Genomic DNA, 15,179 nt, shown 5'->3' on the forward strand with positions numbered 1-15,179 from the left:
ACCAAAAGCCAAAAGCGAAACGAAATGAACCATTTTCTCGACATTCACAAAACCGAAGCAAGCGACCTGCGGGCTATGATCGACCAAGCCGGCGCAATGAAACAGGCGCGCCTTGGCCGCCCCAAAGCCGCCGTTGATGATGAACAACCCCTCAAGGATCGGATGGTTGCTCTGATCTTCGAAAAACCCTCGACCCGGACGCGCGTGTCTTTCGATGTCGGCGTGCGCCAAATGGGCGGGCAAACGATGGTGCTGTCCGGCAAAGACATGCAACTGGGTCACGGAGAAACCATCGCCGACACCGCGCGCGTGCTGTCGCGCTATGTCGACATGATCATGATCCGCACCTTTGACGAGACGATCCTTACGGAAATGGCCGAATTCTCGGACGTGCCGGTCATCAACGGCCTGACCGACCGCACCCATCCCTGTCAGATCATGGCCGATGTCCTGACATTTGAAGAACATCGCGGGCCGATCGCAGGCAAAAAGGTGGTCTGGACCGGCGACGGCAACAATGTCTGCGCATCCTTTCTTCATGCGGCCGGTCAATTTGACTTCGACTTCACATTCACAGGCCCTCCACAGCTTGACCCCGAAGAAGAGTTCATGGGATTCGCCCGCCAAAAAGGGTCGCAGATCGTGATCGAGCGTGATCCGTTCAAAGCCGTCCAAGGCGCCGATCTGGTGGTAGCCGACACGTGGGTCTCGATGCATGACAGCCAGTCTGCCAAGGAACGCCGCCACAACCTTCTGCGCCCCTATCAGGTCAATACCGAACTGATGTCACATGCTAAGCCGGACGCGCTGTTCATGCATTGCCTGCCGGCCCACCGCGAAGAAGAGGCGACATCCGAGGTCATGGACGGCCCGAACTCGGTGATCTTTGACGAGGCCGAAAACCGTCTGCACGCGCAAAAGGCTGTGATGCGCTGGTGTCTGGGCGTCTAACGCCTGCGCAGGTCCCATACTCGCAATCTGGCGAGCGTCCAAACGCTCGTCACCAGAACCAAACCACATAGGGCGGCTTTGGTCACAACCTCCATCGTGCCTTCAATCAGGAGCGCATGAGCGACGGTCCCGGCAATTGTCACAGAGGCTAAAACGGTGTGCAAAAGCCGCCAGATGCGAAACCGCAGGGCCAGCCGCTGCCTCAAAACGCCCAACCCACAAGCCACGAATGCAGTCCACATGGCGATGACGCCCCACACTGAGAATGGAGTGGGTGATGTGAAGGTCAAAGCATCTACAACATCCGGCGGGCTGGTGATCCACAACCCGGCGACGTGGATGATGATGGCACCGATCAAAATCAGGCCAACCCAGCGGTGCAGGCGGCGGCTGAGAAGTGGCGTTACTCCCGGTAGAGCTTTTGAGGCCAATAGCGGCTGCAACAACAATAAGCTCAGCGACAGCACCCCCGCGAAACCTGCAACGATGTAGATAGGACTTCGCCAGGCCAGATAGGGGCTGAAGCCAGCAGCAATGACTGGCACCAAAAGCGCAACAAACAAGGCCACCCAGACCAATGCGGTGCGACGAGCCACTTAGATAGGTTGCAACACGAAATGCGCCGCAAGGGTTTTGTCCCGTGCACTGGACATCACAGGGCGTAGGAAAACCGTCTCAAATTCGCCGCTATCATAGGCCAGATGCCCATGCGGTTGCCCAAAAGCAGGCACGATCTGCGGCATCTCCAGCCGGAACGCACCTTCCGCGTCGGTTAAGGTTGCGCCGTGGCTTTGGGGGTCGCGCTCATGACCTTCGGTTGTGTGCGCCCAGATTTGAATGCGTTGACCGGGCAGAGGGGCACCGTCACCTGCGCGGCGCACGGTACCCGTCATCCAGAACCCGCCGCCACCAATCCGTTCGACCACAGGAGCGCCGGGGCGATAGTTGTTCGATCCTCCGCGCATCGACGGCGTCGGCGCCAACCCTTTGGCGCGAGCAGGAACCAAAAGGCCCGAGGCCAACACAGCCCCGCCTCCTGCGATCAGAGAGCGACGATTGAGGGGCGAACCGGTCATGCAATCCTCCTGCGGTTTGACGCTAGATATAAATTAGCACGATCTCAGCTTATTCCGAGGAGGATATGCGAATTGTGAAGTGGCTCGAGGATGCGGGGGCCACCTCTGGGCGTTCGGAGCAGGGTTTCTTTGCTGCGACTAAACGAATGGTATGTGATAACATAATTGCAATGAAATGATGTAACTCGCAATGCGCACTAGTTATGTGCAAAAATTGCAGTATTAATGATGTTTTTTGGGGTATATGCTGCATCCACGAACAGAACCTACGTTTGCAACTGAGGACACCGGAATGAGTTGGAACCCCACCCACAGCCCCGAATGCCTGTCTGAGAGCGCCGCGCTTGAAACACTGATCATTCCTCGGGCTCGCGATCTCGGCGGGTTTGAGGTGCGACGGGCGCTGCCTTCGGTAAAACGTCAGCTTGTCGGACCATTTATTTTCTTCGACCAGATGGGCCCGGCGGAATTTATCACCGATGGTGGCATTGACGTGCGCCCGCACCCGCATATTGGGCTGGGTACCGTGACTTACCTGTATCAGGGTGAATTCGAACATCGCGACAGTCTGGGCACCCATCAGATGATCTATCCAGGCGAGGTGAACTGGATGGTGGCGGGGCGCGGTGTGACCCATTCGGAACGCACAAGCGCCGAAACACGCGGCAAAAAGCACAGCCTGTTCGGCATCCAGACCTGGATCGCACTGCCGGAACAGCACGAGGATATGGCCCCCGATTTCGAACATCACAAGCAATGTGCGTTGCAGCATATTCAGGACACAGGGGTCAGTGCGAGGCTCATCCTTGGATCGGCCTATGGCGCGTCCAGCCCCGTAAACATGCTGTCCGAAACCTTTTATCTGGATGTTCAACTTGACCCCGGCGCGGCCATTCCCTTGCCCGACGATCACGAGGATAGGGGCGTCTACGTGACACAGGGCTCGGTCGAGGTTGCAGGCGACGTTTTCGAAGCCGGCCGCATGATGGTGTTCCGGCCAGGCGATCGCCTTTCGGTCAGGGCAGGACCAACAGGGGCGCGGCTGATGCTGTTAGGGGGCGCAACATTGGGGCAAGATCGGTATATCTGGTGGAATTTTGTCTCATCCTCGAAGGAAAAGATCGAGACCGCCACGCGGGAATGGCAGGCCGCCGATTGGGCGAAGGGTGCTTTTCAACTGCCCCCCGGAGATGACGCCGAATATATCGAGATTTCTAAACAGCTTGTACGCACGAAGCCCAGATTGGCGCGGTGACGGAACGTCACGTGACCTTGCCCCAGTGGCCTATCCCGGCAATTCTTGTCTGAAGGGGAGGGCGCCATGAAAATCGCCATAGCGGGTGCAGGCAGTATCGGGTGTTATTGCGGCGGGTTGCTTGCTAGTGCCGGTCACGAGGTCACTCTGTTGGGGCGTGCCCGCGTTTTGGACCCGATCCGGCAACATGGCCTGACCCTGACGGATTTTGCCGGGCAGAACCGGCACATTGACACTTTGACCCTAGCCGAGGATCCGGTGTGCATGGCAGATGCCGAGGTGGTCATCGTCACCGTCAAATCCGGAGCGACGGCAGATATGGCTGCGCTGATTGGGCAATATGCGCCGCAGTCGGTAGTGCTGTCCTGGCAAAACGGGATCGAGAATGCGCGTGTACTGCGCGCTGCCTTGCCCGATCAGGATGTCCGCGCCGGAATGGTGCCGTTCAACGTTGTTCCTATGGAGGGCGGGCGGTTTCACCGGGCCACCTCGGGCGAGATTGTCATCCAATCCGGCGCAGGAGGTTTGGGGCAGGCGCTGGGATCTGCGGAATTGCCTGTTGTCGAAAACGACAGGATCGAGGCCGTTCAGTGGGGCAAGCTGGTCATCAACCTCAACAATGCGCTGAACGCCTTGTCCGGGATGACGTTGAAACAGCAGTTGATGGACCGGAACTGGCGTCAGCTCATGGCCGACCAAATGGCCGAGGCTCTGGCTGTTCTCAGGGCTGCGGATCATCCCGTTGCATCGACCACACCGTTGCCTGCTTGGGCTATTCCGCATGTTCTTCGCCTGCCGACGCCGTTGTTTTCAAAAATTGCGGCGCGGATGCTGACGATAGATCCTAATGCGCGCACCTCTATGGCATATGACCTGATGGCCGGGCGCGTTACCGAGATCGACAGCCTGCAAGGCGAGATTATCCGCCTCGGAGTGCAGCATGGCGTGGCGACGCCTTATTGCGCGGGTGTGCAGGCTTTGATCGAAGAGGCGCAGGATCAGCCTTTATCCGTTGATCAGGTCAGGCGCGCTGTGGATTAGTGGAAGGCCGTCAGAAGGCCGAAGATCATCGCCGACATGACGGCCGAGGCGGGTACTGTCACCATCCATGCCCCAAGGATCGTCATGAAATGCGACCGGCGGACAAGCTTGCGGCGTTGGCGTTCCTCGCGGGCACGTCGTTGTTCAGGCGGGCGCTGTTGGTTGGACTTTTTCCAGCGGCGATCTGTCTCCCATTCGCGGAAGAAACCCACCCCGAATACTGCGCCGATAGCGATATGGGTGGTGCTCACGGGTAAGCCCAGCCAACTGGCCAGAATGACGGTCAGAGCTGTGGCGAGGGCGATGCAAAAGGCACGCATCGAGTTCAGTTTCGTGATCTGGGTACCCACCATGCGGATCAGGCGCGGACCAAACAGGAATAAACCGAAAGAGATCCCAAACGCGCCGATCAGCATGATCCATTGCGGCACGGCTACCGTGGCGGCAAGGTCGTGGAATTCAGACACGTGGACGATCCCGGCCAAAGGGCCAATCGCGTTCGCCACGTCATTTGCCCCATGCGCGAAGCTGAGGAAAATGGCAGCGATGATCAGGGGAAGGCCAAACAGAGATTTCATCGCCCGGCGGCGGTTCTCTATGTTGCGGGTCCGCCTGTGCACCCATGGGATCGTAAGTCGCCAGAAAACAAGCCCCAAACCTCCACCGGTGCTCAATGCGATGACAGGATCAACTTGGACGACCCGCTCTAACCCTTTTACCGCCATATAGGTCGCAAAAGCACCTGCCATCAGCCCCACCAAAATAGGAACCCAGCGGCGCGCGGCGGTGATTTTGTTGTCCTGGCGCAGAATGCGCGCGCGGATAAAAGCCAGGAACATGGCGGCGACCGCGCCGCCAATCACGGGCGAGACCATCCAACTGAGTGCTATGGTGCCGACGGTGCTCCAGTTCACGGCGCTCAGACCTGCGGCTGCGACGCCTGCGCCGACCACGCCCCCAACGACCGAATGCGTGGTCGAAACCGGGGCCCTCACCCAAGTGGCGATATTGACCCACAACGCCGCCGACATCAGGGCCGCCAACATGGCCCAGATAAAGTGCGCTTCTGTTGTGACCGAATCCGGATGTACGATATCGCGCGAAATAGTCGTCACGACATCACCCCCGGCCAGCAGCGCACCTGCGCTTTCGGCGATGGCGGCGATTGTGATGGCGACACCCATCGGCAACGCGTTGGCGCCCACGGCGGGGCCCATGTTGTTGGCGACATCGTTGGCGCCCACATTGATCGCCATATAGGCGCCGAATACGGCGGCCGCGACCACAACCAGACGCCCGTCGGCCTGCCCAAACAACACTGCAGCGGTCAATCCCGCCAACACCACAAAGGCCAACGCAACGCCGGAGGCCAGCAGCGGGCGCGCAACGAACGCATTCGCGTGTTCAATACGCGAAATGCGGTGCAGGTCGCTGTCCAGCGCCTTCCATCGGCTGTTGGTGTGGATTTCAGTCATTGGGTTTTGCAAGTGGTTGCGGGCTAGCGCAGGCCGATACAAGGTTCGGGCTTGCTATTCAACCTTCTGCCCTTTCAGGGCTTGCGAATGTGTTAATACCGACGAAGAAGCGCACGCAATTCGGGCTCGTTCACCCGCTCTGCCGCCTCGGACGGGCGAACCCAGTGCCGCTCGCGCTGGCCGAGCTCCGGGAACTCGTCCGCCAACTCCTCTACCTCAATTCGGTACACGCTGGTCAGAACCGGAAGCAAAGATCCGTCGTTTAGCTTTTTGTCATATGTATAGCGCCCCACCGGGTCCCGGTGGATATGTGCGGCCTGAACGCCGGCCTCTTCCCATGCCTCTTGCGCAGCCGTTTCCGCACCGTCTTTGCCATCCATGGGCCAGCCCTTTGGGATGATCCAGCGACCGGTGTCGCGGCTGGTGATCAGTAGCACCTCGATCCCACTATCGGTTTGGCGCGTGCACAACGCTGCGACCTGCACCCTGCGGGGACGCAGGAACAGGGGGCGAAGGATCTCCTCCCAGGTATTTCGCAACCAATGTGACATGTATTTTTTACGCCGGCCTGCCCGAGCGCCTCCTCAAGCGGTCAAATAACAACGAAAGAAGATATATTCAATAAACCGGAGGGGCAGGCCTAATTGCGTCGTTTCGCACGCAAGGTTGGGTCGGCCTGTGTGGGGTCTTCGGGCCAGGGGTGTTTGGGGTATTGCGCGCGCATGTCCTTTCGGACATCAGCGTAGGAGCCCGCCCAGAACCCCGGCAGGTCGCGTGTGATCTGAATGGGGCGTTGGGCCGGGGACAGCAGGGTGATCTTCAGCGGTTCGCCTCCGACAACCGGATGGCGCGTGACACCGAACAGTTCCTGTAACCGGACCGAGATTTCCGGGATCGCCCCGCCATAATCAATCGGTACCTTGCGGCCCAACGGCGTCTGAAACGCGCCCGGCGCACGTCGGTCCAGTTCCTGCGTCTGGGTCCAGTCTAGCCGTACACGCAGGGCAGGCAGCAGATCAAACCGCTTCCAGTCCTCGGCCGAACGCACGCCTGACAGCATGGGCAGCAGCCAGTCTTCTAGAGTTTTCATCAACCCCTCGGGTGAGAAATCGGGCAGGTTGGCACCTTCGGCGCGGACAAGTTCGACCCGCGCCGCCAGCCGGGCGGAGGCCCCTTCGAGCCGCAGTCCGAGGTCGCGGACACCGTCCAACATCGCCAGTGCCAAGGTTTCGTCGGGCACGTCCTTCCAGATACGGTCATCCAAGGTAATCGCGCCCAGCCGTTCCTGCCTGCGGGCGATGACGCGGCGGTCGCGTTTGGACCACGCACAACTTTCGACCCAGGCGATCTGATCCGCGAAGAGATCACGGATTTCACGTTCCGAGATCTGCGCAGCCATGCGCACGCGCGCCTCGCGCGGATTGCCGTCGGTGTCGGTGACAACCAGATAGGGGGCTGCGGCCAGGGTGTCCGTGCTGTCCAGCACCACTCCCTTGCCACCCGACAAGACATAGCGCGGCTCATCGCCTTTGCGGCGTTGGCCGATGCGGTCGGGATAGGCCAGCGCGGCCATGGCGGCGGGGCTCAGGTCGGATGGGCTGCCCTTGCTGCGCAGCCGCTTGGCCTCGGCCTTGATGCGATCAAGCGCACCCGTATTTACTTGCCAGACGCGGTTGCGTTGAAATGCGCGCGGGTCGCGCAAGGCCTCAAGCCGCAACAACATATCAACAGGCGCGCCAAGCAGCGGGTCGCGCTCGGCCATCAACGCGGCCAGAGCGGCGGCGTCCGGCCCGGCACGTTCCAGCATATGTCCCAGCCTTGGGTGCAGGGGCAGGGCGGCCAGCGCGCGACCGTGATCGGTGATCCGCCCCTTGCGGTCCAGTGCGCCCAGCATGGTCAGCAAGGCGCGGGCCTCAGACATCGTGCCTTCGGGCGGAGGGGTCAGAAAGGCCAGATCGCCCGGTTCCGCCCCCCAAAGCGCCAGTTCCAGCGCCAGACAGGTCAGGTCGGCTGCCTCGATCTCGGCCGGTGGGTAAGCGGCCAGCGCGCCGTCTTCGCCCTTAGACCACAGGCGATAGCAAACGCCTTCAGCCACGCGTCCGGCACGGCCCGTGCGTTGGGTTGCCTCGGCGCGTGTGACCCGTTCCGTTACCAGCCGCGACATGCCTGATCCCGGATCAAACCGCGCCCGCCGTGCCTGTCCCATATCGACCACAACGCGGATGTCGGGAATGGTTAGAGAGGTTTCGGCAATCGACGTGGCCAGAACGACCTTGCGCCCCGTCTCGACCGGACCAATCGCCATGCGTTGGGCGGCGAAGGGCATCGCGCCGAATAGGGGGCGCACAACACACACATCGGGCAAGCGCCAGGCCAAGGCGTTTTCGGCGCGGCGAATCTCGCCCTCGCCTGGCAGGAAAACCAACATCCCGCCGGTTGTTTCGCGTTCGGCCTGCACCACCAGATCGACCAGAGCATCCAGCCGTCGCGCCTTCGTGCCCAAAGGATGGTCCAGCCAGCGTGTTTCAACCGGAAAGCTGCGGCCGGACGAGGTTATTAGTGGCGCGTTCATCAACCGCCCGACAGGTTCGGCGTCCAACGTGGCAGACATGGCCAAAAGGATCAGATCGTCGCGCAACGCGCTTGTCACCTCAAGGCACAGCGCCAGTCCCAAATCGGCATTAAGGGACCGTTCGTGGAATTCGTCAAAGATCACCGCGCCAACGCCGGGCAGGTCGGGTTCGGATTGTAGCATCCTGGTCAGGATGCCTTCGGTCACGACCTCGATCCGGGTGTTGGCCGACACCTTCGCTTCGCCCCGTACCCGGTAGCCCACCGTCTGCCCCGCACGTTCGCCCAGCGTTTCGGCCATGCGTTCCGCTGCCGCACGGGCGGCCAGACGGCGCGGTTCCAGCATCACGATCTTGCCGCCACACAACCCCGCCTCGAGCATCGCCAGAGGGACCCGTGTCGTCTTACCCGCGCCCGGAGGCGCTTGCAGTACGGCCCGCCCTGCGGATTTTAGGGCAGCCAGCAGTTCAGGAATGGCGTCGTCGATTGGCAGTCGAGTCATGCAGGCTTTATCCGCCAAGCGCCGGGCGGCGTCCAGTTCCTCTGCACCGGTTTCGTCAGAGGAGAGGCCTATCTCGCACGCCTTTACCCAAAGCGGGTCCGCACGCTGGGCCTGAGCAGCGACGGTGAAGGGGACAGAAACTAGACGCCAGGGTCACAAAAACAGCGCAGTTTGTTGGCATCCAGCGGGGTCTTCGCACAGTCCGGTCTGGACAAATCGGCTGTGGCGACGGCAATTAGTGGAGCCGCAGGAGGTTGGGACGAAAATGGACATAGACAACCTGAGTGACAGGATTTTGGACGGGGACCGGCGTGCGCTGGCCCGCGCGATCACTTTGGTCGAAAGCGGCCGTGCTGACCACCGGGCGCAGGCGGGTGAACTATTGGCGCGTCTGGCCAATTCCGGGCGGCAGGCGCTGCGCATCGGGCTGTCGGGCACGCCGGGCGTTGGCAAGTCCACATTTATCGAAAGCTTCGGCATGATGTTGATCGGGCAGGGGCTGCGCGTTGCTGTTCTTGCGGTCGATCCCAGCTCGGCCCGGTCCGGCGGGTCCATTTTAGGCGACAAGACCCGGATGGAGCGTCTGAGCCGCGAACGCGCCGCCTTTATCCGCCCGTCCCCAAGCCAAAGCCATCTGGGTGGTGTGGCCCGTCGCACCCGCGAGGCCATCGCCCTGTGCGAGGCCGCAGGGTTCGACGTGGTTCTGATTGAGACCGTTGGCGTGGGGCAATCCGAAACCGTGGTGTCCGAGATGTCGGACTTGTTCCTGCTCTTGCTTGCACCGGCGGGCGGGGACGAGTTGCAGGGGGTCAAGCGCGGCATCATGGAAATGGCGGATATGATTCTGGTCAACAAGGCGGATGGGGACCTCAAGGCTACTGCAACCCGTACCTGCGCAGATTATGCGGGAGCATTGCGGCTGTTGCGCAAGCGCCCGCAGGACCCTGAGGGCTTTCCCAAGGCAATGACGGTTTCAGCCGTCGAAGAACACGGGTTGGAACAGGCTTGGGTCGAGATGCAGGCGCTTAGCCAATGGCGCCGTGAAACAGGTCAATGGGCAGCGAACCGGTCCGATCAAGCCTGTTTCTGGTTCGATCAGGAGGTGCGCCATGCCCTGCTGGCCAGGCTGGAAACGCCCGAGGCCAAAGCTGAAATGGCATCGTTGAATGCCAAAGTCGCGCAAGGGGTGCTCAGCCCGGCTGCTGCTGCGCAACAGATGCTGTCTCATCTGGTTTAGGGGGCTATCAGTGGGGTGTTCTTTTTGCGAATTTTCCTGACAAAACCATGATGTGACTGGAGCGCCCCGGCGTCATGCAGCAAAGTCAAAGAATTCCGTTGATCCGTCTTGACCCTCTCGGCGATTCCCACTAAACGCATCCAACCAGTTTTCGGGCGCGACTTCGGGTTGTGCCCCTTGTGATTTGGCCGAGGGCGTTTTGCCTGGCCTCCAGAAACAAAGGAAGAAACCATGTCGCGCCGTTGCGAACTGACCGGAAAAGGCCCGATGACTGGCAACAATGTCAGCCACGCCAAAAACAGAACTCGTCGTCGTTTCCTGCCCAACCTGAACGACGTCACCTTGCAGTCCGAAGCTCTGGGCCGCGGCGTTAAGCTGCGCATCTCGGCGGCTGCGCTGCGCTCGGTCGACCACCGCGGTGGTCTGGACGCGTTCCTGGCCAAAGCCAAGGACGAAGAGCTGTCGGCCAACGCGCTGAAAGTGAAAAAAGAAATCGCTAAGGCACAGGCCTCCGCCTAAGCTTTTTCCTATCTGCGAATTTTGACCCTGCACCTGTCCGGTGCGGGGTCTTTTCGTTTACAGTCAAGACATTATGAGAAAAGCACTTCCAGCGTGACAATGTTCACATACAGTTGGCTGACGTAGGGTTAAGTTAAGTCATATTCATCTGGCGGAGTTCACTCTCATGTCTTTCAAATCCTACGATTTTCTTGCCCTGTTGACCGGTTTTTTCGGCAATACCTTTGGGACAGGTTTTCGGATGCAACGTCAGGTGAACCGGCTGCATACGAGCTTGACCAAAGGGTCCGTAAAACGACCGGAACTGGACCGTTGACGGTTCATTTTAAACCAAGGGCTTCTAGCGCTGCCGATTGTGCTTGAAGCCCGCTTTCCCTCGGGCTTATACCGTGGGTCAGAGTGAGACCCGTTCTGAAATATCTCTTGCCTTACATGCTATCGCTGCTGGTTGTCCTGACCGGTCAGAGCGTTGCGGCCTCGCGCGGGGTGGACGCCGCTGTAGGGCAGATGGTGCTGTGTACGGGCACAGGGCCGGTGGTCGTCTATATGGACGCCGAAGGACAACCGACGCAACCGCCGCACTATTGTCCGGACTATGCGCTGACATTGCTGGGGGCGATTGACGCGCCGCATGTGGACGTTCCGCCTGCGCCGCGCCCCAAGGTTGCCGTGCCGGCACGCACGCGCGGAAATCTGATCGCGGCACCCCGTCCACGTCATCCGGCGCGCGCGCCTCCGGCCGGTATTTGATCGCAAAATCAGTTCGTTCAAATTCTCAAGTCAGGAGAGGCGCAATGCCCTTTTCATCCAAATTCACGGCGGTGCTGGCCGCCGTTACCTTTGCTTCCGTGGCTATGGCGCAGGAAACTATCTCGGTCGAGGATGCCTATGCGCGTTCGGCTGGCAAAGCAGCCAAGGCCGGGGCGGCCTTTATGGTGATTAAAAACAGTGGCGATGCCGAGGACCGGCTGATCGGTGTGCAATCCGACGCGGCGGCGCGGGTCGAGTTGCATACCCACGAGATCGATGCAAACGGCGTTGCCAAGATGATCCATGTTGAGGAAGGCTTTGTGATCTCGGCGGGCGAGTCGCATATGCTGAAACGCGGCGGCGACCATGTGATGTTCATGGGACTTGCCGCTCCGTTCGAACAAGGTGAGACGGTTCCTGTGACGCTGATCTTCGAAAAAGCCGGTGAGGTCGTGATCGAGGTTCCCGTCGATTTGGAACGTCACGATACGGGCGGCCAAGGGTCGCATTCTAACTAGGCCTACGCCTGTCTTCGGGCCGCGATGCGGCCGTCATCCATGCGTCAGGCCGGGTAAAACCCGGCCTGTTTGCGCCTTAGCGGTTAACGACACGCGGGGCGACCCGGTCATGGGCGCGTTTGAAGCGCGCTGCCAGAAAGAACATGACGGCAGAGAAGGCCAGGGCTGAGAAGGCGATCGCCCAGCCAAGCGCGACCATACCACTACCGGGCCAAAACAACAGGACCAGCCCGATGATTAGGGCAACGATCCCCGAATTGCGAACAGTCCCCGCATCTGGGTTGCGTTCGGGCATTTGTCGCCACGCCATCAGCGCGCCGATCCCCACGATCAGCGCCCATGCGCCTAGCAGGAAAAAGGTCAAGCGCGCGACGCCTTCGGGCCAGATCAGTAGTACCAGACCGATCAGCAGCGCGCCGACGCCAACACCGCCGATCAGGCCGCGCCGCCCGAACCCCAGCAGGGTGAGGCCGCCATCCAATACCAGCAACACCCCCACCAGCCGCAGCAGCAGTGCGATACTACCCGTGGGCCAGAACAGCGCTGCAATTCCCAGCGCGCCTGCCAGAAGGCCGCGCAGCAGGAAGGTCCACCACAGATTGGCCAGTTGATCGCCCAGCGCATCGCGGCTGTCCATGCTGTGTGCCTCAAGGATCTCTGGCTGCGGGTTGTTCGGGTCGGTCATTGGGGCCTCCGGTATTGGCAAGGTTATTCAGCCCCAAAATAAATCGTTTTTCAACCGCAGGTTAGGAATGTGTCAGCAATCCGTCGACCCACTGCGGCACGATCTGAGTGGCTGGGCCCAGAATGACTTCATCATACCGCGAGGCGCCATCCGAGGGATCAAGGTTTAGTTCAACCGTTCGCGCTCCGGCCAAGGCAGCTTCGTGTACGAATGCAGCTGCCGGGTAGACCTGGCCCGACGTGCCGATTGATGCAAAAACGGTCGCCCCTGCCAAGTGGTCGTAAATGAGGTCCATGTGATACGGCATCTCGCCGAACCAGACCACGTCGGGTCGGGCAGAGGGGGCGGTGCAGGCCGGGCAAACCTCGCCCACGGACATCTCGGGTGGGGCAGTCCAGCGATGATCGCAAGTGGCACAGAGTGCTCCTGCAAGCGTGCCGTGCATGTGCAGGACGTTTTCGGCCCCGCCAGCCTCGTGCAGGTTGTCAACATTCTGGGTGACGATCACAACCTCCGACGGAAAGTCGCGTTGCAGGCGGGCGAGCGCCAGATGGGCGGCGTTGGGCTGCGCTTTGGCAGCCTGAATACGGCGGGCGTTGTAAAAGCCGTGAACCAACGCTGGATCACGTGCAAAGCCCTCGGGCGTGGCGACGTCTTCGATCCGGTGCTGGGACCACAGACCGCCTTCGTCGCGAAATGTGCCCAAACCGCTTTCGGCGGAAATCCCGGCACCTGTCAGAATGACGATCTTTCCCATCTTTGCCTCACGCGCTACACCTTGCCTCATGAGCCACCGTATCCTGTTTGTCTGTCTGGGCAATATCTGCCGTTCTCCTGCCGCCGAAGGTGCTTTTCGTACCCGTGCGCCCCATTTTGTCACCGACAGTGCCGGGACCTCGGGCTGGCATATCGGTGATTCGCCTTATGGGCCGATGCAAAAAGCGGCGCGGGCGCGCGGGATTAAGCTGGACGATCTACGGGCGCGGCAATTCGTGGCCGAGGATTTCCACCGGTTCGATCTGATCATCGGGATGGATGCCGACAACATCGCGAATATCGAGGATCTGCGGCCTGCGGGCAACGACACCCCGGTTCGTTTGCTGACCGATTTTGCACCGCAATCTGGTGCGGACCATGTGCCCGATCCTTACTATACCCGCGATTTCGACGGAGCGCTGGACCTGATCGAAGCGGCCGTCGTAGGCCTTGAGACGCATCTGCGCGCTTAGCCCATCACCTTTAGCCGGCTCTCCAGCCATGGCAGTTGCGATAGCGCCGGGTCCACGATCTGGCTGCGCATCAGGCGGCGCATCATGTCGGCCACCTCTTGCGGGACCTGATCGGACCAGTCAGTGCGGGTGAACAGGGAAATCATCCGCGAGAAATCCCCAAACGGGGCAGGGTGCGCCTCAAGCCCTTCATGGAACCGGGCGGCGCGCATGAACCCCAAGGGCGTGGTGATGGCCCAGCCGAGGCCACGCGCGACCATTGCCATCAGCGCAAGATGCGAGCCGATCTCGAACCGTTCCTCGAACTCTAGCTTCTGGCGGGCCAGATGTGCCTCGATCTGGCGGCTGATAAGCTGTTCACGGGCGTAGCGCAGAAACGGAAGCGTCTGCACCGCATCCTGCGCTCCTTTGGGAGTGACCAGAATGAACGGATCCTGCACCAGCGGGTATTCGGCCACGCCCTCAAGCACTTCACCGGAATGGGCCGAGACGGCCAGGTGCAGGCGCTGTGCCTCGAGCTCGGCAAACAGATCAAGGCTTGGCAGGGTGATCAGCTTGAATTTCGAACGCGTCAGGCTGTCGGCCAGCAATGTCGCCAGCCGGGGCGTCAGGTCATTGTCGAAATCGTCGATCAACCCGATGGAGAGGGTGGTCAGATGGCCCAGATCCATCACGGTCAATTCGCTCTGGGCCATTTGCAATTCGGCCAGAACGGTCTCGGCGCGGGCCAGAAAGCTGCGCCCGGCCTGCGTCAGCCGCATTGGTCGGCGTCCGTGGTCGACCAGTTCGGTGCCCAATGCGTTTTCCAGATTGCGCAATTGCTGGCTGACCGATGGCTGGCTGAGCCCGGTGATCTCGGCCGCCTGCGCCACCGAACCGGTGCGCGCCAAGGCCTCGAACACTTCAAGGCCCCGCAAAGTCAGCCCTTTTATCACCATCGCACACCCCTTTCACTGCGCCTTTTCTGCGGCGCAGGACGGGTCAGGTCAAGGATGCTGAGGTGTTTAGCTACAGATCGCCTGCGCCATCTGGCCGAAATTCTGATACCGATCCCAAAGCGCATCATCGCGCGCGCTGCGCGACATCTTCAACTCCTGCGCCTTATGGGGATCAGCGAACCATTTCGACACGGTCTTTTGGTCGCTGCGGGTCAACGCCTGATCGGCCACGCGCTGAATGCAACTGCATCGGTCGCGTGTCGCTGCCGAACGGTCGGATGCCAGACATGCCTGTTTGATCTGAGCGGCCCCGACGGCCAGCGGAGTGGTTGCCACAGATGCAGCGCAGAATGCGATCAGGAGGAACTTTTTCATGCTCGAGCCTCGTTTTTGCCTGCCCGGAGGGATCTTGCGCCCCTCTCGGCCTTTGGC

The 15,179-nt window shown here is 60.7% G+C and carries 17 protein-coding genes; 8 read left to right on the plus strand and 9 right to left on the minus strand.

The genetic code is table 11. The features are described 5' to 3' along the window. The first annotated feature begins 24 nt into the window (after positions 1 to 24). Positions 25 to 951 carry an ornithine carbamoyltransferase gene (argF, locus tag GOV79_RS15445; protein WP_170790426.1) on the plus strand — a complete coding sequence of 309 codons (927 nt, stop codon included), beginning with the start codon at positions 25 to 27 and terminating at the stop codon, positions 949 to 951. Here argF and GOV79_RS15450 read toward each other — a convergent pair. Further along, positions 948 to 1,547 carry a ferric reductase-like transmembrane domain-containing protein gene (locus GOV79_RS15450; protein WP_170790427.1) on the minus strand — a complete coding sequence of 200 codons (600 nt, stop codon included), beginning with the start codon at positions 1,545 to 1,547 and terminating at the stop codon, positions 948 to 950. The two genes, argF and GOV79_RS15450, sit on opposite strands and share 4 nt — an antisense overlap. Next, positions 1,548 to 2,027, minus strand: coding sequence for a peptidase associated/transthyretin-like domain-containing protein (locus GOV79_RS15455; protein WP_170770038.1), 480 nt, complete (start codon positions 2,025 to 2,027; stop codon positions 1,548 to 1,550). Positions 2,028 to 2,319: 292 nt separating this feature from the next. On the opposite strand from GOV79_RS15455, the gene GOV79_RS15460 reads away from it, so the two are divergent. Both GOV79_RS15460 and GOV79_RS15465 read left to right on the plus strand, forming a co-directional pair. Beyond that, the gene (locus GOV79_RS15460; protein ID WP_170790428.1) at positions 2,320 to 3,282 is read left to right on the plus strand and encodes a pirin family protein; all 963 of its coding nucleotides are present in this window, start codon (positions 2,320 to 2,322) and stop codon (positions 3,280 to 3,282) included. 66 nt (positions 3,283 to 3,348) lie between these two features. Next, the gene (locus GOV79_RS15465; protein ID WP_170790429.1) at positions 3,349 to 4,323 is read left to right on the plus strand and encodes a 2-dehydropantoate 2-reductase; all 975 of its coding nucleotides are present in this window, start codon (positions 3,349 to 3,351) and stop codon (positions 4,321 to 4,323) included. Here the strand turns inward: GOV79_RS15465 and GOV79_RS15470 are convergent. The 3 genes from GOV79_RS15470 to hrpB form a co-directional block, all read right to left on the minus strand. Next, on the minus strand, positions 4,320 to 5,798 hold the full coding sequence (locus tag GOV79_RS15470) for an inorganic phosphate transporter (protein WP_170790430.1): 1,479 nt from the start codon (positions 5,796 to 5,798) through the stop codon (positions 4,320 to 4,322). The genes GOV79_RS15465 and GOV79_RS15470 overlap by 4 nt on opposite strands. Positions 5,799 to 5,890: 92 nt before the next feature. Continuing rightward, complete coding sequence (locus tag GOV79_RS15475; protein WP_170770042.1) at positions 5,891 to 6,349, minus strand: NUDIX hydrolase; 459 nt, start codon at positions 6,347 to 6,349, stop codon at positions 5,891 to 5,893. A gap of 89 nt (positions 6,350 to 6,438) precedes the next feature. Beyond that, positions 6,439 to 8,871 carry an ATP-dependent helicase HrpB gene (gene hrpB, locus GOV79_RS15480; protein WP_170790431.1) on the minus strand — a complete coding sequence of 811 codons (2,433 nt, stop codon included), beginning with the start codon at positions 8,869 to 8,871 and terminating at the stop codon, positions 6,439 to 6,441. A gap of 265 nt (positions 8,872 to 9,136) precedes the next feature. On the opposite strand from hrpB, the gene meaB reads away from it, so the two are divergent. The 4 genes from meaB (at position 9,137) to GOV79_RS15500 (ending at position 11,895) form a co-directional block, all read left to right on the plus strand. Beyond that, positions 9,137 to 10,108, plus strand: coding sequence for a methylmalonyl Co-A mutase-associated GTPase MeaB (gene meaB, locus GOV79_RS15485; RefSeq protein WP_170790432.1), 972 nt, complete (start codon positions 9,137 to 9,139; stop codon positions 10,106 to 10,108). Positions 10,109 to 10,339: 231 nt separating this feature from the next. Further along, a complete protein-coding gene (gene rpmB, locus GOV79_RS15490; protein WP_170326827.1) occupies positions 10,340 to 10,627 on the plus strand; it encodes a 50S ribosomal protein L28 in 288 nt (95 codons plus the stop codon). Between the two features lie 399 nt (positions 10,628 to 11,026). Further along, complete coding sequence (locus GOV79_RS15495) at positions 11,027 to 11,377, plus strand: hypothetical protein (RefSeq protein WP_331252654.1); 351 nt, start codon at positions 11,027 to 11,029, stop codon at positions 11,375 to 11,377. 44 nt (positions 11,378 to 11,421) lie between these two features. Beyond that, a complete protein-coding gene (locus GOV79_RS15500; RefSeq protein ID WP_170790433.1) occupies positions 11,422 to 11,895 on the plus strand; it encodes a copper chaperone PCu(A)C in 474 nt (157 codons plus the stop codon). 76 nt (positions 11,896 to 11,971) lie between these two features. Here the strand turns inward: GOV79_RS15500 and GOV79_RS15505 are convergent, their stop codons facing one another. Both GOV79_RS15505 and GOV79_RS15510 read right to left on the minus strand, forming a co-directional pair. Next, positions 11,972 to 12,580 carry an HdeD family acid-resistance protein gene (locus GOV79_RS15505; protein WP_170782814.1) on the minus strand — a complete coding sequence of 203 codons (609 nt, stop codon included), beginning with the start codon at positions 12,578 to 12,580 and terminating at the stop codon, positions 11,972 to 11,974. 61 nt (positions 12,581 to 12,641) lie between these two features. Next, positions 12,642 to 13,337 (minus strand): NAD-dependent deacylase, encoded by a 696-nt coding sequence (locus tag GOV79_RS15510; protein WP_170790434.1) that lies wholly within the window; start codon positions 13,335 to 13,337, stop codon positions 12,642 to 12,644. 28 nt (positions 13,338 to 13,365) lie between these two features. On the opposite strand from GOV79_RS15510, the gene GOV79_RS15515 reads away from it, so the two are divergent. After that, on the plus strand, positions 13,366 to 13,809 hold the full coding sequence (locus GOV79_RS15515) for a low molecular weight protein-tyrosine-phosphatase (protein WP_170790510.1): 444 nt from the start codon (positions 13,366 to 13,368) through the stop codon (positions 13,807 to 13,809). On the opposite strand, the gene GOV79_RS15520 is transcribed toward GOV79_RS15515, so the two are convergent. After that, complete coding sequence (locus GOV79_RS15520) at positions 13,806 to 14,747, minus strand: LysR family transcriptional regulator (protein WP_170790435.1); 942 nt, start codon at positions 14,745 to 14,747, stop codon at positions 13,806 to 13,808. The genes GOV79_RS15515 and GOV79_RS15520 overlap by 4 nt on opposite strands. 66 nt (positions 14,748 to 14,813) lie before the next feature. Then, positions 14,814 to 15,122, minus strand: coding sequence for a hypothetical protein (locus GOV79_RS15525; RefSeq protein WP_170770048.1), 309 nt, complete (start codon positions 15,120 to 15,122; stop codon positions 14,814 to 14,816). Between the last annotated feature and the right edge of the window lie 57 nt (positions 15,123 to 15,179).

It is taken from the genome of Ruegeria lacuscaerulensis, assembly GCF_013034745.1.
Taxonomy (GTDB): domain Bacteria; phylum Pseudomonadota; class Alphaproteobacteria; order Rhodobacterales; family Rhodobacteraceae; genus Ruegeria; species Ruegeria lacuscaerulensis_B.